Source organism: Sphingomonas silueang, assembly GCF_040049155.1.
GTDB classification, from domain to species: Bacteria; Pseudomonadota; Alphaproteobacteria; order Sphingomonadales; family Sphingomonadaceae; genus Sphingomonas; species Sphingomonas silueang.
The window spans coordinates 23597-42040 of sequence record NZ_JBDZDK010000018.1 but is presented as its reverse complement, the minus strand read 5'-3'; the positions used below and the strand labels follow the sequence as shown (position 1 = coordinate 42040).

General features: G+C 69.0%; 20 protein-coding genes. 10 read left to right on the top strand and 10 right to left on the bottom strand.

Annotation, left to right across the window (positions count from 1 at the left end; all coding sequences use genetic code 11):
- Nucleotides 1-146 precede the first annotated feature (146 nt).
- Together arsC and ABLE43_RS15620 are read left to right on the top strand one after the other, a co-directional pair.
- The gene (gene arsC, locus ABLE43_RS15625) at nt 147-482 is read left to right on the top strand and encodes an arsenate reductase (glutaredoxin) (RefSeq protein WP_348979348.1); all 336 of its coding nucleotides are present in this window, start codon (nt 147-149) and stop codon (nt 480-482) included.
- A gap of 184 nt (nt 483-666) precedes the next feature.
- Nucleotides 667-2262 (top strand): phospholipase D-like domain-containing protein, encoded by a 1596-nt coding sequence (locus ABLE43_RS15620; RefSeq protein WP_348979306.1) that lies wholly within the window; start codon nt 667-669, stop codon nt 2260-2262.
- A 40-nt stretch (nt 2263-2302) separates the two neighbouring features.
- Here ABLE43_RS15620 and ABLE43_RS15615 read toward each other — a convergent pair whose 3' ends face one another.
- Nucleotides 2303-2536 carry a hypothetical protein gene (locus ABLE43_RS15615; RefSeq protein WP_348979305.1) on the bottom strand — a complete coding sequence of 78 codons (234 nt, stop codon included), beginning with the start codon at nt 2534-2536 and terminating at the stop codon, nt 2303-2305.
- A 279-nt stretch (nt 2537-2815) separates the two neighbouring features.
- On the opposite strand from ABLE43_RS15615, the gene purL reads away from it, so the two are divergent.
- From purL to bfr, 4 genes are all read left to right on the top strand, one after another.
- Nucleotides 2816-5038: a phosphoribosylformylglycinamidine synthase subunit PurL gene (gene purL, locus ABLE43_RS15610; RefSeq protein WP_348979304.1), complete on the top strand. Its 2223-nt coding sequence runs from the start codon at nt 2816-2818 to the stop codon at nt 5036-5038.
- Nucleotides 5031-6296 carry a DUF418 domain-containing protein gene (locus tag ABLE43_RS15605; protein ID WP_348979303.1) on the top strand — a complete coding sequence of 422 codons (1266 nt, stop codon included), beginning with the start codon at nt 5031-5033 and terminating at the stop codon, nt 6294-6296. The genes purL and ABLE43_RS15605 overlap by 8 nt, the downstream gene beginning before the upstream one ends.
- Nucleotides 6297-6353: 57 nt before the next feature.
- Complete coding sequence (locus ABLE43_RS15600) at nt 6354-6524, top strand: (2Fe-2S)-binding protein (RefSeq protein WP_348979302.1); 171 nt, start codon at nt 6354-6356, stop codon at nt 6522-6524.
- Between the two features lie 104 nt (nt 6525-6628).
- Nucleotides 6629-7120, top strand: coding sequence for a bacterioferritin (bfr, locus tag ABLE43_RS15595; protein ID WP_348979301.1), 492 nt, complete (start codon nt 6629-6631; stop codon nt 7118-7120).
- Nucleotides 7121-7165: 45 nt separating this feature from the next.
- Here bfr and ABLE43_RS15590 read toward each other — a convergent pair whose 3' ends face one another.
- Both ABLE43_RS15590 and ABLE43_RS15585 read right to left on the bottom strand, forming a co-directional pair.
- Complete coding sequence (locus ABLE43_RS15590) at nt 7166-7573, bottom strand: Hpt domain-containing protein (protein ID WP_348979347.1); 408 nt, start codon at nt 7571-7573, stop codon at nt 7166-7168.
- A 70-nt stretch (nt 7574-7643) separates the two neighbouring features.
- Nucleotides 7644-8918, bottom strand: a complete 1275-nt coding sequence (locus ABLE43_RS15585; protein WP_348979300.1) for a NupC/NupG family nucleoside CNT transporter — start codon at nt 8916-8918, stop codon at nt 7644-7646.
- Between the two features lie 133 nt (nt 8919-9051).
- On the opposite strand from ABLE43_RS15585, the gene ABLE43_RS15580 reads away from it, so the two are divergent.
- From ABLE43_RS15580 to ABLE43_RS15570, 3 genes are all read left to right on the top strand, one after another.
- The gene (locus ABLE43_RS15580) at nt 9052-9717 is read left to right on the top strand and encodes a queuosine precursor transporter (protein WP_348979299.1); all 666 of its coding nucleotides are present in this window, start codon (nt 9052-9054) and stop codon (nt 9715-9717) included.
- 276 nt (nt 9718-9993) lie between these two features.
- Nucleotides 9994-10890, top strand: a complete 897-nt coding sequence (gene argB / locus ABLE43_RS15575) for an acetylglutamate kinase (RefSeq protein ID WP_348979298.1) — start codon at nt 9994-9996, stop codon at nt 10888-10890.
- 55 nt (nt 10891-10945) lie between these two features.
- The gene (locus tag ABLE43_RS15570; protein WP_348979297.1) at nt 10946-11251 is read left to right on the top strand and encodes a YggT family protein; all 306 of its coding nucleotides are present in this window, start codon (nt 10946-10948) and stop codon (nt 11249-11251) included.
- On the opposite strand, the gene ABLE43_RS15565 is transcribed toward ABLE43_RS15570, so the two are convergent.
- The 4 genes from ABLE43_RS15565 to ABLE43_RS15550 form a co-directional block, all read right to left on the bottom strand.
- Nucleotides 11244-12119: an alpha/beta fold hydrolase gene (locus tag ABLE43_RS15565; RefSeq protein ID WP_348979296.1), complete on the bottom strand. Its 876-nt coding sequence runs from the start codon at nt 12117-12119 to the stop codon at nt 11244-11246. The genes ABLE43_RS15570 and ABLE43_RS15565 overlap by 8 nt on opposite strands.
- Entirely contained in the window at nt 12116-12325 is a 210-nt protein-coding gene (locus tag ABLE43_RS15560) for a helix-turn-helix transcriptional regulator (protein ID WP_348979295.1), read from the bottom strand. Before ABLE43_RS15560 ends, ABLE43_RS15565 begins: the two co-directional genes overlap by 4 nt.
- Nucleotides 12322-12738, bottom strand: coding sequence for a hypothetical protein (locus tag ABLE43_RS15555; RefSeq protein WP_348979294.1), 417 nt, complete (start codon nt 12736-12738; stop codon nt 12322-12324). Before ABLE43_RS15555 ends, ABLE43_RS15560 begins: the two co-directional genes overlap by 4 nt.
- Nucleotides 12739-12806: 68 nt before the next feature.
- Nucleotides 12807-13676 carry a 3-hydroxybutyryl-CoA dehydrogenase gene (locus tag ABLE43_RS15550; RefSeq protein ID WP_348979293.1) on the bottom strand — a complete coding sequence of 290 codons (870 nt, stop codon included), beginning with the start codon at nt 13674-13676 and terminating at the stop codon, nt 12807-12809.
- Between the two features lie 83 nt (nt 13677-13759).
- Between ABLE43_RS15550 and ABLE43_RS15545 the strand changes: the two genes are divergently transcribed.
- Nucleotides 13760-14854 (top strand): DUF1176 domain-containing protein, encoded by a 1095-nt coding sequence (locus ABLE43_RS15545; protein ID WP_348979292.1) that lies wholly within the window; start codon nt 13760-13762, stop codon nt 14852-14854.
- Nucleotides 14855-15104: 250 nt separating this feature from the next.
- Here ABLE43_RS15545 and ABLE43_RS15540 read toward each other — a convergent pair whose 3' ends face one another.
- The 3 genes from ABLE43_RS15540 to mltA form a co-directional block, all read right to left on the bottom strand.
- Nucleotides 15105-15944: an endonuclease/exonuclease/phosphatase family protein gene (locus ABLE43_RS15540; RefSeq protein WP_348979291.1), complete on the bottom strand. Its 840-nt coding sequence runs from the start codon at nt 15942-15944 to the stop codon at nt 15105-15107.
- Nucleotides 15945-16618: 674 nt separating this feature from the next.
- Nucleotides 16619-17167: a Smr/MutS family protein gene (locus ABLE43_RS15535; protein WP_348979290.1), complete on the bottom strand. Its 549-nt coding sequence runs from the start codon at nt 17165-17167 to the stop codon at nt 16619-16621.
- On the bottom strand, nt 17148-18440 hold the full coding sequence (gene mltA / locus ABLE43_RS15530; protein WP_348979289.1) for a murein transglycosylase A: 1293 nt from the start codon (nt 18438-18440) through the stop codon (nt 17148-17150). The genes ABLE43_RS15535 and mltA overlap by 20 nt, the downstream gene beginning before the upstream one ends.
- Nucleotides 18441-18444 lie beyond the last annotated feature (4 nt).

Sequence of the window (18444 nt, the reverse complement as noted above, 5' to 3'; positions counted from 1 at the left end):
CCGCGAAGTCGGCTCGCGAAGCGAGCCGTGGCCGCAGCATGGTGGAGGGGGGTCGCCGCAGACGCAACCGTGGTGAAGCAGGCCAGCCCCCTCCACCACGCCCGATGGGCGCGGTTCCCCTCCCCGTGCCGGGGAGGATCAAGGAAATGAAGGCTACCATCTACCACAACCCGCGCTGCTCGAAGTCGCGCGCCGCGCTCGCCCTGCTGACGGAAGCCGGCGCGGATGTCACCATCGTCGAGTATCTGCGTAACCCTCCGACCATCGAAACGCTTACATCGCTGTTCGCGCGTGCCAACATCCGGCCCCGCGACGCGCTGCGTACGACCGAAACCGAAGCGAAACCGCTGGCCGGGGCCGACGACGCGACCATCCTCGCCGCCATGGCCGCGCACCCGATCCTGATCGAACGCCCGATCGTCGTGACCGACCGCGGCGTGGTGATCGCCCGCCCGCCCGAACGGGTCCGCGACATCCTCTGAACCGCCGCTGTCCTACAGCGGGGCGATGTGTCATGCTCCCGCCCCGGCGCCCGGCCACGCGGGGCCGCCGGATGCGCGCAAACACTGCGTCCAGGTGTAAAGTTTGTAAACTTTGGCGCCAGGATGCGGCACTAACCCACCGCAATCGCTTGGAACCGTAACCAATGCCTGCCATGGCGGGGGCATGGCGAAGCACCACCCCCCGCTCGACCCGTCCCGCAACTGCTGGCGGATCGAGCGCGCGACCCGCGCGACCGTGCTGGTCGACGCCGACAATTACTTCGCCGCCGCCCGCGACGCGATGCTGAAGGCGCGCAAGCAGATCCTGCTGATCGGCTGGGACTTCGACGCCCGCATCCGCTTCAAGACCGACCCCGCATCCGAAGGCCCCGAACGGGTCGGCGCGTTCATCTCCTGGCTGGTCCGCCGCACGCCCGGCTTGCAGGTCCATATCCTGCGCTGGGACACCGGCGCGCTCAAGACGCTGTTCCACGGCCGCACCCTGCTGCGCATGGCCAAGTGGATCAACGATCCGCAGGTCCATCTCCGCCTCGACGCGCATCACCCGGTCGCCGGGTCGCATCACCAGAAGGTGGTGGTGATCGACGACGACGTCGCCTTCTGCGGCGGGATCGACATGACCGTCGACCGCTGGGACACGCGCGAGCACCGCGACGACGATCCCCGCCGGATCGAGCCCGACGGTACCCCCTATCAGCCGTGGCACGACGTGACGACCGCGCTGGAAGGGCCGGTCGCGGCGGCGCTGGGCGACATGTGCCGCAGGCGCTGGGCGATCTCGGGCGGCGAGGATCTGCCGGTGCCGCACGACGGCGGCGCCTGCTGGCCGACCGCGCTGCCCGCCGACTTCACCGATATCGAGGTCGCGATCGCCCGCACCATCCCCGAGATGGCCGACCAGCAACCGGTGCACGAGATCGAATCGCTCTACCTCGACCTGATCGCGCGCGCCGAACGCTTCATCTATGCCGAGAGCCAGTATTTCGCCTCGCGCAAGGTCGCCGAGGCGATCGCGAAGCGGCTGGACGAACCCGGCGGCCCCGAGGTCGTCATCGTCAACCCCACCACCGCCGAGGGCTGGCTGGAGCCGATCGCGATGGATTCGGCCCGCGCCCGCCTGTTCCACGCGCTGAAGGAACGCGACCGGCACGACCGGCTGCGCATCTACCATCCCTTCACCAGCGGCGGCACCGCGATCTATGTCCATGCCAAGGTGACGGTGATCGACGACCAGCTGCTCCGGGTCGGCTCGTCCAACTTCAACAACCGCTCGCTGCGGCTCGACACCGAATGCGACGTGACGGTCGATGCGACCCGCCACGCCAATGCCGACGAACGCCGCACCATCGCGGGCATCCGCGATTCGCTGCTGGCCGAGCATCTGGGAACGACGTGCGAAGTGGTGCAGGCGACGCTGACGCGCACCGATTCGCTGATCGCGACGATCGAGGAACTGCGCGGGGAAGGCCGCTCGCTGCGCCCCTATCAGGTGCCGGACCTGGGCGCGGTCACCGAATGGCTGGCCGACAACAAGATCCTCGACCCCGAGGGGCCGGGCGAGATGTTCGAGGCATTGTCGCAGCGTACGCCGCTGCTCAAGCGGCTGGCGAAGCATCGCCCGCATCTGCACCGGGCGGACGACACGCTGTCCCCGGTGGTGACGGCGGTGGCGGTGGGCGGCGCGGTGGCCGGGGGCACGCTGCTCGGCATGATGCTGTGGCAGGCGTGGCAACGCCGCGACGGCGGCGCGAAGCAATGAACGTCGGGGGACCGCTATCGGCCCCCCGCCGCGAACAGGCTTAGTTGCTGTCCGAGTTGTCGTCGTCGACGGCGATGTACACGCCGCCCGCGACGATCGCGGCCGCGAGCAGCAGGAACACGAGGCCGCCGCCGGCCAGCTTGTTCTGCGCCTTCGCCGAGGTGGTGGTGCGCGCGGCGGCAACCGACAGCGCCGACGCATTCTGGGCGTTGGCAGCGATCGGGGCGGCGACGAGCGCAGTCGCAGCAAACGCAGTCAGGAACTTCGAAACCATGGTGCAATCTCCCTTGCTTCGGCCCGACGCAGCGGAAAGCGGCGTCGGATACCGACGATTCCACGCTTAAACGGTTCCGCATGAAGAACAATCGCATTGCCCGAAATCCGCCATGATTCGCGCGATTGTCGCGCCGCCGTGGCTTTGCCGCCACGCTGCGACCGGTGCGGCACGGCATCGCAGCACGATCCATGTCGCGGCTGCACAACACGCATGCCCGGCCCCTGCCCCGCGAAAGCGGCTGGCACCGCCCGCGCGCCCGCGCTAGAGGCAGCGCCCATGACCCAGATCACGCCCGAGATCGTCGCCGAACACGGCCTGAGCCCCGAAGAATATGACCGCGTGCTCCACGCCATGGGGCGCGAGCCGAACCTGACCGAACTCGGCATCTTCTCGGTCATGTGGTCCGAACATTGCAGCTACAAGTCGAGCCGCATCCACCTGAAGAAGCTGCCGACCACCGGGCGGCAGGTCATCTGCGGTCCGGGCGAGAATGCGGGCGTCATCGACATCGGCGACGGTCAGGCGGCGATCTTCAAGATGGAGAGCCACAACCACCCGTCGTACATCGAACCCTATCAGGGTGCGGCGACCGGGGTCGGCGGCATCCTGCGCGACGTGTTCACCATGGGCGCGCGGCCGATCGCGAACCTGAACGCGCTGCGCTTCGGGCGGCCCGATCATCCGAAGATGCGCCACCTGATCGCGGGCGTGGTCCATGGCATCGGCGGCTACGGCAATTGCGTCGGCGTGCCGACCGTCGGCGGCGAGGTGAATTTCCACCCCGCCTATGACGGCAACATCCTCGTCAACGCGATGACGGTCGGCATCGCGGACCAGGACAAGATCTTCTATTCGGCGGCGTCGGGCGTCGGCAATCCGATCGTCTATGTCGGGTCCAAGACGGGCCGCGACGGCATCCACGGCGCGACCATGGCGTCGGCGGACTTCGGCGAGGATGCCGAGGAGAAGCGCCCGACCGTGCAGGTCGGCGACCCCTTCACCGAAAAGCTGCTGATCGAGGCGTGTCTCGAACTCATGGCATCGGACGCGATCGTCGCGATCCAGGACATGGGCGCGGCGGGCCTCACCTCCTCCTCGGTCGAGATGGCGTCGAAGGGCGGCGTCGGCATCGAGTTGGTCATGGACGACGTGCCGCAGCGCGAACGCGGCATGACCCCGTACGAGATGATGCTGTCGGAAAGCCAGGAGCGGATGCTCATGGTGCTCAAGCCCGGCCGCGAGGACTTCGCCCGCGCGATCTTCGACAAGTGGGAACTGGACTTCGCGGTCATCGGCCATGTCACCGACACCGGGCACATGGTGCTGAAGTGGCAGGGCGAGGTGGTGGCGGACATTCCGCTCGCCCCGCTGGCCGACGAAGCCCCGCTCTACGACCGGCCGCATGTGCCGACGCCCAGGCCCGCCGACCTGACCGACGTCCCCGCATGCACCGATCCGGCGGCGGACCTGCTCAAGCTGATGGGATCGCCCGACATCGCCTCGCGCCGGTGGATCTGGGAGCAATATGACCACATGGTCGGCGCGGACACGGTGCAGCGCCCCGGCGGCGACGCCGCGGTGGTGCGGGTGCACGGTACCGGCAAGGCGCTGGCGATGACCACCGACTGCACCCCGCGCTATTGCTTCGCCGATCCGGTGGAGGGCGGAAAACAGGCGATCGCCGAAGCCTATCGCAACCTGACCGCAGTGGGCGCGACGCCGCTCGCCGTCACCAACTGCCTCAACTTCGCCAATCCGCAGCGGCCCGAGATCATGGGCCAGATCGTCGGCTGTCTCGACGGCATGAGCGAGGCGTGCCGCGCATTGGACTTCCCGATCGTGTCGGGCAACGTCTCGCTCTACAATGAATCCAAGGCGACCGGGGGCGGTTCGGCGATCCTGCCGACCCCGGCGATCGGCGGCGTCGGGCTGCTGGCGAACTGGGAAAAGTCCGCCACGATCGCGTTCAAGCAGACCGGCGACATCATCCTGCGCGTCGGCGACCGCACCGGGCCGCTCGGGCAATCGCTGTGGCTGCGCGAACTGCACGGTCGCGAGGAAGGCCCGCCGCCGCCGGTCGATCTGGAGGGCGAGCGCCGCACCGGCGGCTATATCCGCCAGGCGATCCTGTCGGGCAAGATCACCGCATGCCATGACGTCAGCGACGGCGGCGTCGCGGTGACGGTGGCGGAAATGGCGCTGGCGGGGAACGTCGGCGCGATCCTCGACCGCAAGCTGCCGTTCGACGATATCGCCCGCTCGCTCTTCGCCGAGGATCAGGGCGTGTATATCGTCACGGTCCACGACCATGCGCTGCTCGAATTCCTCCAGGGCGCGGAGAAGGCGGGCGTCGATGCCGAACCGATCGGACGCACGATCGGCAGCCGGATCATCTTCGAGCTGACCGAAGGCGATTTCGCGGTGCCGCTGGCCGATCTGCGTGCCGCGCACGAGGGCTTCTTCCCGGCCTTGATGGGTGCAGACGCAGCCCTTGCCTGATCCCGCCCCCGCCCCGCGTATCGCCGCGATCGATGCGGTGCGCGGGGTGGCGGTGATGGGAATCCTGTTCCTCAACATCGTGTCGTTCGGCATGCCCGACGCGGCATATCTCTCCCCACGCGCCTATGGGTGGGCGGGTCCGGCGGACCGCTTCGCCTATTATCTGTCGTTCGTGCTGTTCGACGGCAAGATGCGCGGGCTGTTCTCCTTCCTGTTCGGCGCGTCGCTGCTGCTGATCGTCGATCGGGCGGAGGCGGCGGGCGCGAACCCCGCCGCGATCCATTACCGGCGGATGGCGTGGCTGGCGCTGTTCGGACTCGCCCACGCCGTGCTGCTGTGGCTCGGCGACATATTGCTCCATTATGCGATCATCGGATCGCTGGCCTATGGTTTCCGCCACTTCCCGGTGCGCAAGCTGATGCTGTTCGGCCTCACCTTCGCCCTGGTCGAATTGCTGCTGATGGGAACGATCCCGCTGTCGTGGCTGGCGATGCAGGCGGAGGGCGGCGCACGCGCGGCGGCAAAGCTGCACGCATTCGAGGAGGCGTTCGGGATTCCCGACCCCGCGACGATCGCCCGGCAACTGGCGCTGTTCCGGGGCGGCTATGGCGGCATCGTCGCGTTTCACCTGCGCGAAATGCCCGATGTCCTGTCCGACACCTTCGTCGTCGGGTTCGAGACGCTGGCCTATATGCTGTTCGGCATGGCGGCGCTCCGCTCCGGGCTGCTGACGGGCGCATGGCCCCGCGCGCGCTATCGGCGCTGGGCGATCGTCGGCCTCGGCGTCGGCGGGGGCGGCTATGCGCTGCTCGCGGCATGGATGGCGGCGCGCGGGCTGGACAGCCTCGCCGTCGCCAGCGGACCGCTGGTGCTCGGCGGGCCGCTGCGCATCGCGATGATCCCCGGCTGGGCGGCGCTGATCGTGCTGGCGACGCGCGGTGGCGGGACGGCGGGGCGGCGGCTGGCGGCGGTCGGGCGGATGGCGCTCAGCAACTATCTGGCGACCAGCATCGCGATGTGCGCGCTGTTCTACGGCTGGGGTTTCGGGCTGTACGGCCATCTCTCGCGCGCGCAACTCTACCTGCCGGTCGCGGGGATGTGCATCGGCATGCTGTGGTGGTCGCCGCTGTGGCTTGCCCGCTTCCGCTACGGTCCGTTCGAGTGGGCGTGGCGCTCGCTCGCCCGCTGGCAATGGCAGCCGCTGCGCGTCGAAGCGAGGGGCACGGCGCGACAAGCTGTTGCGACTGACACGCAATAATTGTTGCGAACGATTTTCACTAGCCCTATGACTATCGCATCGGAGCGAGGGTCATCCATGGTCGTGTGCGTGTGCAATGCCATCCGGGAACGAGACGTGCGGCAGGCCGCGCGCTGCGGGGCGAATACCGCCTGTCAGGCGTATCGACAGCTTGGATGCCAGGCGAAATGCGGCCAGTGCGTCCCGTTTGCGCGAGCCATTATCGAGGCCGAGCGCGCGGCTGCGTAGCGTTCGCATCTGCACAAACCCGCGGATTTCCGCCAATTTCCGGCTGTCGTTCCCGACGTGAACGGGGTAGGATCGCCCCGATCATCATATAAGGGACGGCATCCGTGAAGGGCGACGCAAAGGTCATCGAGTTTCTCAACGAAGCGCTCAAGAACGAGCTGACGGCGGTCAATCAATATTGGCTGCATTATCGCCTGCTCGACCATTGGGGCATCTACAAGCTCGCCCAGTTCGAGCGCCACGAATCGATCGACGAGATGAAGCACGCCGACCGGCTGGCGGAGCGCATCCTGTTCCTCGACGGGCTGCCCAATTTCCAGCTGCTCGGGCGCCTGCGCGTCGGCGAGACGGTCGAGGAAGTGCTCAAGGCCGATCTCGCGATCGAGGTCGAGGCGGTGGCGCAGCTGCGCGAGGCGGTCGCCTATTGCGAGAGCGTGCGCGATTTCGTCAGCCGCGACCTGTTCGCCGAAATCCTCATGAACGAGGAAGAGCATATCGACACGCTGGAAACCCAGTTCGAGATGATCGAACGCATGGGCATCCACAATTATATCCAGCTCAATGCCAAGTCGGAATACGACAAGCTGGAGGGCTGAGTACGGGCCGGATCGCGGCGGGGGGCATGGATCCCCGCCGCGGCTTCACACCGCCGCGACGCGGCGACCGAAGCCCGCGGGACGGCGGGTGGCCAGCGGGTTGCTGCTGCGCTCGAGGCTGGCGAGGGTGCGCTCGAACACCGGGCGCAAGCGGGTGACATGCTCCAGCGCCTCGGTGGGCTCGTCGCGCGTCTCGACGCAGTGCCGCGCGATCGTCTCGATTCCCTCCGCAAGGTCGGCGACGACTTCCGCCCCGAACTGGCGGGCCTCGCCCTTCAAGGTATGCGCGGGCAGGACCAGCGCGGCGGCATTGCCCTCGCGCATCGCCGCCTCGATCGCCGATACCGATTTGGTGCCGTCCTCGCGGAAATAGCCGAGGATACGCACGAAGTTCGCGCCCAGCTCGGCCCGCGCCGCCGCCAGCACTGCCTGATCGATCAGTTCGTGGTCCATACGCCCCAACACCCGTGCGCCCTGTCGTCCGACGCTATCGAAGCGCCGGTAAACATAGCGTTACGATGCCTCAGGCGATCAACAGCCCGGCCAGCGCCGCCGACATCAGATTGGCGAGGCTCCCCGCCACCAGCGCGCGCACGCCGAGCCTGGCGATCATCGGGCGCTGGTTGGGGGCGAGGCTGCCCGTCACCGCCATCTGGATCGCGATCGACGAGAAATTGGCGAAGCCGCACAGCGCGAAGGTGATGATCGCCACCGTCCGCTGCGACAGCGCGGCACCCGCCTCGCCGAGCGAGATATAGGCGACGAATTCGTTCAGCACGACCTTCTGCCCGAACAGCCCGCCCGCGATCCCCGCCTCGCTCCACGGCACGTTGAGCAGGAACATGACCGGCGCGAAGACATAGCCGAGCAGCCGCTGGAAGCTGAGGTCGGCGACGCCGAACCAGTTGCCGATGCCGCCCAGCAGCCCGTTGGCCAGCGCCACCAGCGCGACGAACGCCAGCACCATCGCGCCGACCGCCACCGCCAGCTTCACGCCGGTCTGCGCGCCCTGTGCCGCCGCCATGATGATGTTGGCGGGGCGTTCCTCGTCATGCGTCGCCTCGGCCAGCGCGATCGCATGCGCCTCGCGCCCGGCACCGTCGGCGTCGCCGAGCGGCAGTTCGCCCGCGGGCGGCAGCGGCGTGTCGGGCATGATGATCTTGGCCATCAGGATGCCGCCGGGCGCGGCCATGAAGCTGGCCGCGAGCAGGAAGTCGATGCGGATCCCCATCGAGGCATAGGCGGCGAGGATCGTCCCCGCCACGCCCGCCATGCCGCTGGTCATCACGGTGAACAGCTGCGCCGGGGTAAGGCCCGCCAGATAGGGGCGGATGACGAGCGGCGATTCGCTCTGGCCGACGAAGATGTTGGCGGCGGCGCACAGCGATTCGACCTTGCTGACGCCGATCACCTTTTCGATGCCGCCGCCGATCCAGCGCACCACCAGCTGCATGATGCCGAGGTAGTAGAGGATCGACACCAGCGAGGCGAAGAAGATGATGACCGGCAGCGCGGCGATGGCGAAGCTGGTGCCCCCGATTTCCGGCTTGGCCAGCGGCCCGAACAGGAACGACGTGCCTGCATTGGCATAGCCCAGCAGATTTGCGACCCCGCCCGACAGGAAGCCGAGCACGCCCTTGCCCCAGGGGGTGTAGAGCACCAGCACCGCGATCCCCGCCTGCAATGCGAAGGCGGCGCCCACCACGCGCAACCGGATCGCGCGGCGATTGGTGGACAGTGCCACCGCGATGGCGAGGATCACCGCAATGCCGGCGATGCCGATCAGGAACCGTGTCATGTAAGCTGTACTATCCTACCCCGCCGCCCGCCCCGGACGGCCCCGAACCCCCGTGACATGCCATGACGATGCCGATCATGCCAGCCGCGACAAACGCTTTTGCATATGGGCGATTCGGGCGATAGCAGGGGGAATGACGACACCCTCCCCCGCACCCGCGCCCGGCACCATGAACGTCAACGTGCCACGGTCGCTGTTCCTGCTCTCGATCTTCTACGGCGGGATGGTGTGCATCGCCGGGGTGCTGGGCAACAAGCAGGTCGCGATCGGCCCGCTGGCGGTGGAGGCGGGGATCTTCGCCTTCCTGCTGCTGGTCGCGGTGTCGAGCGCGGTGGCGGAGCTGCACGGGCGTGCGATCGCCAACCGGCTGGTGCAGTTCGGCTTCGTGCCGCTCGTCACCTCGATCCTGTTGCTGCTGGTCGTGCTGGCGGTGCCCCCCTCGGCATCGATGGAGGCCGACCGGCTGGCGGCGTTCGACCTGATGATGCGCGCCACGCCGCGCATCTGGGGCGCGGGGATCATCGCGTATGGCGTGTCGCAGACGCTGAACGTCACCATCTTCGACTGGCTGAAGCGCGGACAGGGCAAGCTGCTGTGGCTGCGCGCCGCGATCGCCAGCGTGCTGTCGCAGATCGTCGACACGCTGATCTTCATCTCGGTCGCCTTCTATGGCGTGTTCCCGATCGGCGAACTGGTGGTCGGGCAGATGCTGGCGAAGGTCGTGCTGTCGATCGTGCTGGTCCCGCCGCTGATCTATGCCTTCGTCGCGCTCGGGCGGCGGCTGGACCGGGCGCGCTGAAGGATTTCTGGTTCACGCGAAGGCGCGAAGCGAGAAAAGAGATTTGTTCGCGCAGAGGCGCAGAGAGCGCAGAGCGGCAGCACTCGCCGCGACAGCGGCTCTCCTGCATCTGCCTCAGATCGAGAGGAGGCTTCGCCAGACAGGCTGAACTGGCCCGCTCCACCACTCCTCTGCGCCTCTGCGTCTCTGCGCGAAAATGACTCTCTTCTTTCCCCCGCGCCTTCGCGTGAACCCCACTTCTTCCTTCCGGAACGATACCCCGCTAAAGGCGCGCCCATGACCAACGCCCCTGACCCCAAGATGCTCGCGAAGGCAGAAACGCTGACCGAGGCGCTGCCCTATCTGCAACGCTATGCGGGCCGTACCTTCGTGGTGAAATACGGCGGCCATGCGATGGGCGATCCCGAACTGGCGCGCGACTTCGCCGAGGATGTGGTGCTGCTCCGGCAGGTCGGGATCAACCCGGTCGTCGTCCATGGCGGCGGGCCGCAGATCGGGGCGATGCTCAAGCGCCTCGGCGTCGAGTCGCGCTTCGTCGACGGCCTGCGCGTCACCGACGCCGCCACTGCCGAGGTGGCGGAGATGGTGCTGGCGGGCAAGATCAACAAGGAAATCGTCGCTTGGATCGCGCAGGCGGGCGGCAAGGCGGTCGGCATCTCGGGCAAGGACGCACATCTCGTCACCGCCGAGAAGGTCGCGCGCAACGAGCCGGACCGGACGCAGGGGATCGAGCGCCATGTCGATCTGGGCTTTGTCGGCACGCCGGTCGCGGTCGACCCGACGATCCTGCACAGCCTCGCGCGCGACGGGTTCATCCCGGTCGTGGCGCCGGTGGCGCTGGGCGCGGACGGGCACACCTACAACATCAACGCCGATACGATGGCGGGCGCGATCGCCGGCGCGATGGGCGCGTCGCGATTCTTCCTGCTGACCGATGTCGCGGGCGTGCTCGACAAGACCGGGGAGTTGCTGACCGACCTCAACGCCGCGCGCATCGCCGAGTTGAAGGCGGACGGCACGATCAAGGGGGGGATGATCCCCAAGGTCGAGACCTGCGTCGACGCGGTGGCGCAGGGCGTGGACGCGGCGGTGATCCTCGACGGGCGGGTGCCGCACGGCATGCTGCTGGAGATCTTCACCGAACAGGGCGCGGGCACGCTGGTCCACGCCTGAGGCTTGGAGCGCGCGTCCGCGCTCCCTATAGTCGGGTGGTCATTGGAAAGGTGCTGTGTTGAACGTCCTGCTCGATATCATTCAGGTGCTGCTGAACGTCCTGTGGTGGATCATCATCGTGCAGGCGATCCTGTCGATCCTGATCTCGTTCAACGTCATCAACACCCATAACGACATGATCCGTTCGCTCTATCGCGGGCTGATGACCGTGACCGAGCCGATCTATCGCCCGATCCGCCGCATCCTGCCCGATTTCGGTGCGCTCGACTTCGCGCCGTTCGTGGTGCTGGTGCTGATCGGCATCGTGCAGGGGATCATCCTGCCCGCCATCTATCGCGCCACCGTCGCGACCTTCATCTGAGGAACCGCTCCACCGCCGCTGCAAAGGCGGCGGGCTGGTCGAGCATGATGAAGTGGTAGCTGTCGGCGACCGGCTCCAGCACGGCCGGGGTGCCGGCATAGGCGCGGGTCCAGATCGCGGTCGCCATCGGCCCGGCCCCGGTCGCGTAGAGCACGGTGAACGGCTTCGCACGGATGGCTTTCGCCTCGGGCGTAGCGTCGGTGGTCATGTCGTCGTAGAGCGCGCGCGCCACGACGCGCTGGTCGGCGGCATTGGACCAGTTCGCCACGCGGATGCGCCCCGCCGCCGTGTTCGACCAGATGCCGCCGGGATCGGCCGTAACGCTTGGGCGCGCCGTGCCGTGGGTCGCGGCGACCGCATCGCGCATCGCCGCCGCGCGCGGGGCCACCTCGGCAGCGGTCATGCCCGGCGCCATGATCGTGCCGATGAACGGCAGCGCATCGACCACCATCAGCCGCCCCACGCCGTCGGGATGCCGCGCCGCCAGCAGCATGCCCGCGAGGCCGCCGAGCGAATGGCCGATCACGGCGGGCCGCGCCAGCTTCTCGCGCGCAATATATCCGGCGAGGTCGGCGACCATGCCGCCCAGCACCCCGTCGGTCAGGTTGGCGCGCGGATCGTCGCCGCCGAAGCCGTTGACCTGCACCAGCAGCACCCGGTGGTCGCGCGCCAGCACCGGAGCGATGCCGTCCCATACCGCGCGCGGGGTGGACAGGCCGGGGATCAGGATCACCGGCGGCCCCTTCCCCATCGACGTGATCGAGACGTGCGGCAACTGGACGGCCGGCGTCGTCGCCTGCGCGGGCGGCGGCGTCTGCGCAAGGGCGGGGGTAGCGAGGGTCGCGAGCACGAGGGCGAGGCGGATCATGCGATCTCCTGTCGGGAAGGGCTGACGAACACCGCCTCGATCGGCAGGTCGAACAGTTCGGCGATGCGAAAGGCGAGCGGGAGCGAGGGGTCGTAGCGGCCGGTTTCGATCGCGTTCACGCTCTGGCGCGACACTTCGAGGCGCTCGGCAAGATGCTGCTGCGACCAGCCCCGCCCGGCGCGCAGGGCCTTGAGGTGATTGTTCATTCCGCCGGGCTCGTCAGCCGGTCGCGCAGCGCCATCGCGCACTGGGTGATCCCCATCGCCCCGCACCAGAAGGGAAAGGCGAGGAAGGTCGGCGGATGGCCGACGACCCCGTTGTTCTCAAGGAACCCCCACACCGTCGTCGCGGTCAGCAGCAGCCCGGTACCCCCCAGCATCGCCATGACCAGCCGGTTGCGGATGAACTCGTCGCGCTCCTCACGCAGGTACAGGCCCATCACGATGATGACCCCGACCAGGGGAATGGCGGGCAGCACCGACATCAGCCCCAGCGTCGCGCCGGCGATATGGCCGTGGCGCTGCGCCGCGCTGACCCCGATCAGGATCAGCGCATAGCCGACCATCAGCGGCATGAAGCGGAGCAGGTAGCGGCGTTGCGCCGGATTGCGTCGTTCCATCGGAAAGCATCCTCCACAGGTTGTGAAGGATGCTTTACATGACAAGCACGCTTTACGTCAAGCGTCCTTTACCTCGTCGGGACCGGCTCGGCGCCCGAATAGTCGTAGAAGCCGCGCTTCACCTTGCGGCCGTACCAGCCCGCCTCGACGTATTTGATCAGCAGCGGCGCGGGGCGGAACTTGGGATCGCCCGTTCCCTCGAACAGGACGCGGGTGATCTCCAGACAGGTGTCGAGCCCGATGAAGTCGGCCAGCGTCAGCGGCCCCATCGGGTGGTTGAGGCCCAGCTGGCACGCCGCGTCGATGTCGGCGATGGTCGCCACCCCTTCGCCCAGCGCGAAACAGGCTTCGTTGATCATGGGCATCAACACGCGGTTGACGATGAAGCCGGGCGCGTCATTGGCATGGACGATGCGCTTGTTCAGGCGCTGGCCGAACGCCTCGACCGCAGCGACCGTCGCGTCGCTGGTGGCGAGGCCGCGGATCAGCTCGATCAGGCCCATGACCGGCACGGGGTTGAAGAAATGCACCCCCATGAAGCGCGCCGGGTCATGCGACGCCTGCGCCAGCCGGGTGATCGGGATCGACGAGGTGTTGCTGGCGAGGATCGCGGTGTCGGACAGTACCTTGCCCACCGTCTCGAAGATCTGGCGCTTGATGCCCTCGCGCTCGGTCGCCGCCTCGATCACGAGGTCGCAGGGGGCCATGGCAGTGAGATCGCCGACCGGTTCGATCCGCCCGAGCGCGGCATCGGCGTCGGCTGGGGTCAGCTTCTCCTTCGATACCGCGCGGGCCAGCTGCTTCGCGATGCCGTCCTTGCCCGCCTGCGCCCGTTCGACCGACACGTCGGACAGCAGCACGGCATAGCCCGCCTGCGCCGATACCTGGGCGATGCCCGCCCCCATCTGTCCCGCGCCGATCACTCCAACCGTCTGCATGGCCCTACCTCTCTCGTTCAATCTGTCTGTCGCCCGCGATAGCGGGTTTCGATCGTTCGTCCATGTGGGTATCGCATGCCGCCATGCGCGCCCCCTTGTCCCTGTTCCTCGCCCTGCCCCTCCTCGCGTGTAGCGGGGCGGACGATCCGGCGGGCAATGCCGCCGAACCCGCCGCGCACCGCTCCCCTGCCGCATCGCTGCCGACGGGCGACAGCCACACCGTACCGCAGCCGACCGCGCTCCGGACCTTCGGCGACTGGACCGCGGGGTGCGACAACGGCGGCACGTGCCAGGCGAACGCGCTGCTGGGCGAGGACGATCCCGCCCCGCCGGTGCTGGTCGCGATCGAGCGCGCGGCGGGGCCGGACGGGGCGATCACGCTGCGGCTCCAGCGCGAGGGCACGACCGCGCTGCCGCTGACGCTGGCGGTCGACGGCGAGGCGGTGGCGCGCGGCGGCAAGGCGGCGGGCGAGTTCGTCGCGCTGACCGGAGAACCCGCTGCCACGCTCGCCCGACGCATCGCTGCGGGCAAGCGGCTGGGCGTCGCGGACGGCACGGGCGAGGCGATCGGCAGCATCTCGCTGACCGGCGCGGCGGCGGCGCTGCGCTGGATCGACGCGCAGCAGGGCCGCGCCGATACGGTCGGCGCGATCGTGGCACGGGGCAAGCGCCCCGACACCCGCCCTGCCCCCGCGCTGCCGGTGGTGCAGGCACCGGTGATCCGGGGCGAGGCGGCGCTGCTCGACCCGCAACTGGTCACGACGATGCGGGCGACCGCCGGATGCGGGGGCGAGCAGCTGCCCGAAGTGACGACGAGGCCGCTGGGCGGCGGGCGGACGCTGGCGTTGGTGCCGTGCGTGCTGGGGGCCTATAACCTCGTCTCGGCGGTGTTCGTCGTCGAGCGCGGCAAGGCGACTCCGGCGCAGTTCGACGCGCCCTCGGGGATCGCGCCGGGCGATGTCGAGATGGCGGCGGGCGTCGCCGATGTCGTCAACGGCGACTTCGCCGACGGCGTGCTGACCAGCGACGCCAAGGGGCGCGGGCTGGGCGATTGCGGCGTGGCACAGCGCTTCGCATGGGACGGCGCCCGCTTCCGCCTGATCGAGCAGCGCGAGATGACCGAATGCCGCGGGAGCATCGACTATATCCGCACCTGGGCCGCGCGGGTGGTGCGGTAAGGTCGCGAAGGTTGCGGGACGTGGCCCTGCTTTCGCGGATATCGTCTTGCTTTACAGATGCTTGATCGGAACACCGGCGCGCGGAAGTTGACACGCCGCGTCGCCCCGGCGGTGGAGGGGCGATTATTTCCTTACCATACGGCATGTTGCGGGCTGCATGCGTGCAACCTTCGGCGGGCGGCGCGGGGCTGGACGATCGAAAGAACCGGGCGACCCTTGCGCACCGGGCGGGTGTAGGACAGCGCCGTCCTCAGCCGCCGGTTTCGCCGAGCACCGCGACCACCGGATAATGATCGGACGGAAAGATATCGCCGCGCCGGGTGTCGATCGTCGCGACGCGGCGGACGGCGAAGCCGCGGGTCAGGATCCAGTCGATCCGGCGACCGTCGGTACGCCCGGTGAAGCCGTGGAACGTCTCCGCAGGCCCCATGCGCTTCGGCGCGACTTCCCATGCGTCGGCCAGCATGGCGGCGAGGCGACGGTGGGTCGGGCCGGCGGCATCGGTGTTGAAGTCGCCGGTCAGCACCACCGGCAGGTCGCCCGCGATCGCGGGAATGCGCGCCGCCAGCAAGGCCGCACCCTTTTCGCGCGCGCCTTCGTCCTCCGCACGATAGGGCAGATGGGTGTTGAAATGGGCGAAGCGCCGCCCCTTCCTGGTCCGGAAGATCGCCCAGGTGACCATGCGCGGATAGGGATGGCCCCACGTAATGCTGCCGGGCACCTCGGGCGTGTCGGACAGCCAGAAATTGCCCCAGCGCTCCACGGTCAGGCGATCGGCGCGGTAGAAGATGCCCATATGCTCGTCGCGCCGGTCGCCGCGCCGCCCGATGCCGATCCAGCGATAGCGCGGCAGCGCGTGGACGATATCCTCCCCCTGTTCGCGGAACAGTTCCTGCGTGCCGATCACGTCGGGCGCGGCGCGCGCGATGGTATCGATCGTCAGGTCGCGGCGCACCGCCCAGCGATTGATGCCGTCGCCCCCGGCAGGCAGGCGGATGTTGAGGGTCATCACCGTCAGGTCGCGCGCCATGGCGGGCACGGCGGTGACGAACAGGGCGAACGGCAACAGCAGGCGGGCGAGCATGGGCATGGGCATGGGCATGGGCATGGGCATGGGCATGGGCATGGGCATGGGCATGGGCATGGGCATGGGCATGGGCATGGGCATGGGCATGGGCATGGGCATGGGCATGGGGTAGCGGCTGGCGCGCCATCGGGGAAGGCCGGGAGCGCCTGCCCGGTCCGTCCCGTTCGTCCCGAGCGAAGTCGAGGGACGTGCCCGGCGCGCTGCGCATGGTGTCTCGACGGCGCCCGACACGAACGGGGGGCGGGCTTGCGAGAGAGAGTAGCGTCCGCCAAGAAGCCGCACCGCCCCTCCCGGGGTTCCTAGCCCCGATCGACCTTCCGTTCGCTGAAGCAGCAAAATCGCGCCATTTTCCTGCCGTCACTGCCGCGCAGGCGGGAGTCCATATGCGCCAGCGTCGCGAATCCGGTCGAAGCGTCAGCGGCTATGGATTCCCGCCTGCGCGGGAATGACGGATAACCATGCGTATCGCTGAAGGTCGATCGGTTCAGGAGCGTTACCCGAAACGCCCCGTACCCGGCGAAGGTCGGGTTCCAGTCGGCATGACCTTTCCGTACCTTGCCAACGTCCCCCGACTGGCCCCCGGCCTTCGCCGGGGTACGATAGGAAGGCTTTCACAGCGCAATCCCGATGCGGGAGGAAGCGGGTTCAGCTGCCGTGCTGTTGCGGGTCGATCGCCCCTATCGCTCGCGATCGCGGCGGAGGACGAGGTAGAGCGCGCCCTGCCCGCCGTGGCGCGGATGGGCGGGGCGGATCGCGGCGACGCGGTCGGCGTGGCGGCCCGCCGCGATCCAGTCGGTGACGGCGGCGCGGATCGCGCCGCGCGCGTGCGGGCGTTCCGATTCGGGGCGCGGCGGCTTGCCGGTGACGAGCAGCAGCACCCGGTCGCCCCGCGCGATCGCGCGCGCCAGCCCCTGGTCGAGCAGCATGTGCGCCGAGGCCAGCGTATGGCCGTGCAGGTCGATCGTCGATTCGGGGCTGACCAGCCCGCGCGAGATGCGCCGGTCCCAGCCGCCGTCGAGCGTCGCGCCGGGCTGGCGGTTGCGGGGGATCGCGGGCGCGGGCGGGGCGGGCCGCAGCCGATCGGGCTTGGGGGCGGGCGCGCCGTGCTTTTCCAGCGTGGCCAGCGGCGGCATGGGCAGCGGGCGTTTGCCGGGCAGCGGCTTTACCGCCGCGACGACCCGCGCCCACAGCGCCGCCTCGCCCGGATCAAGGCGCCGGGGTGCCACCGGCCAGCCGTGCGAGCGTGCCGAGCGGCAACAGGAGGAAGGCGGTGCCGCGCGCGCTCATGCCGCCCGCGATCGCCCGCGCATCGTCGCCCGCACCCCAGAAGGTGTCGAAGCGGTTCGCACCCTTGATCGCGCCGCCGGTGTCCTGCGCGATCCACAGCCCGGTGGCGTCGGTGCGGTCCATCGACAGGAACACCGGCGCGCCGAGCGGCACGAACTTGACGTCGACCGCGGCGCTCGCCTGCCCCACCACCGGCAGGCCCATCGCGCCGAGCGGCCCCGGTCCGGTCAGCTCGCGGAAGAACACGAAGCTCTTGTTCTCGCGCATGATCGCGCGGCCCTGTTCCGGATTGGCGCGCAGCCACGCCATGATCCCCTGCATCGATGCCTGACCGGGGGCAAGCAGCCCGCGATCCCACATCAGCTTGCCGATGCCGGTATAGTCGCGCCCGTTCTGCCCGGCATAGCCGATGCGCATGACGCTGCCGTCGGGTTGCAGCAGCCGCCCCGATCCCTGCACCTGGAGGAAGAAGATTTCGACCGGATCGGCGGCCCAGGCGATCTCCAGCCCCCGTCCGGCGAGCGCGCCTTCCTCGATCGCGGTCCGATCGTAATAAGGGACGAACTTTGTCCCATCGACGCGGCCGCGGATGCGCTTGCCCTTGAGGTCGGTCGAGAACAGGCCGAGGTCGGCCTCGACCAGATCGCCGGGCACGCCGTAGATCGGCGTGTCATAGCCGCTGCGCCGGACGCGCGAGCCATGGATTTCGGGTTCGTAATAGCCGGTGGCGAACGCCTTGCCGTCGCCCACCTGCACGCTCTCGAACCAGCGGGCGAAGAAGGCGCGGGCGTCGCGGGTGTCGGTCGCGCGGGCGGCGTCGCACGCGCTCTGCCAGTCGCGGCCCTGCGTCAGCCCGGTCGGGTCGACGCGGCGGACCAGCGTGGGGCAGCTGGTCCGGAAGGCGAGGAGCGCGCGCGCGGCGGCATCGTCGGCGATCGGCAGCGTCGCGACCGGCGGTCCGGCGACCACCCCGGCGCTGCGCGCAGTGGCGGCCCCGGCGACCGTCTCGACGCCGAGGATCGGGGGCAGCGGCACGGCGGCGGTCGGCTGGCGCACCGGCACCGGGCGCACGACCGGCGGACGGCCCGAAGGCGGCCCGCGTTCGGACACCGGCCGCGTCGATACCGTTTCGGCACCGCGCGGCACGATCGCGTTGGAACAGCCCGCCAGCAGCAGCGCGGCGGCCAGCGCCGCCATCCCCCCCTTGCGCATCGAC

Bases quoted from the DNA above. Each gene is read 5' to 3' on its own strand.
- arsC (WP_348979348.1), top strand. From the start codon at position 147: ATGAAGGCTACCATCTACCACAACCCGCGCTGCTCGAAGTCGCGCGCC.
- ABLE43_RS15620 (WP_348979306.1), top strand. From the start codon at position 667: ATGGCGAAGCACCACCCCCCGCTCGACCCGTCCCGCAACTGCTGGCGG.
- ABLE43_RS15615 (WP_348979305.1), bottom strand. From the start codon at position 2,536: ATGGTTTCGAAGTTCCTGACTGCGTTTGCTGCGACTGCGCTCGTCGCC.
- purL (WP_348979304.1), top strand. From the start codon at position 2,816: ATGACCCAGATCACGCCCGAGATCGTCGCCGAACACGGCCTGAGCCCC.
- ABLE43_RS15600 (WP_348979302.1), top strand. From the start codon at position 6,354: ATGGTCGTGTGCGTGTGCAATGCCATCCGGGAACGAGACGTGCGGCAG.
- ABLE43_RS15590 (WP_348979347.1), bottom strand. From the start codon at position 7,573: ATGGACCACGAACTGATCGATCAGGCAGTGCTGGCGGCGGCGCGGGCC.
- ABLE43_RS15585 (WP_348979300.1), bottom strand. From the start codon at position 8,918: ATGACACGGTTCCTGATCGGCATCGCCGGCATTGCGGTGATCCTCGCC.
- ABLE43_RS15580 (WP_348979299.1), top strand. From the start codon at position 9,052: ATGACGACACCCTCCCCCGCACCCGCGCCCGGCACCATGAACGTCAAC.
- argB (WP_348979298.1), top strand. From the start codon at position 9,994: ATGACCAACGCCCCTGACCCCAAGATGCTCGCGAAGGCAGAAACGCTG.
- ABLE43_RS15565 (WP_348979296.1), bottom strand. From the start codon at position 12,119: ATGATCCGCCTCGCCCTCGTGCTCGCGACCCTCGCTACCCCCGCCCTT.
- ABLE43_RS15560 (WP_348979295.1), bottom strand. From the start codon at position 12,325: ATGAACAATCACCTCAAGGCCCTGCGCGCCGGGCGGGGCTGGTCGCAG.
- ABLE43_RS15555 (WP_348979294.1), bottom strand. From the start codon at position 12,738: ATGGAACGACGCAATCCGGCGCAACGCCGCTACCTGCTCCGCTTCATG.
- ABLE43_RS15550 (WP_348979293.1), bottom strand. From the start codon at position 13,676: ATGCAGACGGTTGGAGTGATCGGCGCGGGACAGATGGGGGCGGGCATC.
- ABLE43_RS15545 (WP_348979292.1), top strand. From the start codon at position 13,760: ATGCGCGCCCCCTTGTCCCTGTTCCTCGCCCTGCCCCTCCTCGCGTGT.
- ABLE43_RS15540 (WP_348979291.1), bottom strand. From the start codon at position 15,944: ATGCCCATGCTCGCCCGCCTGCTGTTGCCGTTCGCCCTGTTCGTCACC.
- mltA (WP_348979289.1), bottom strand. From the start codon at position 18,440: ATGCGCAAGGGGGGGATGGCGGCGCTGGCCGCCGCGCTGCTGCTGGCG.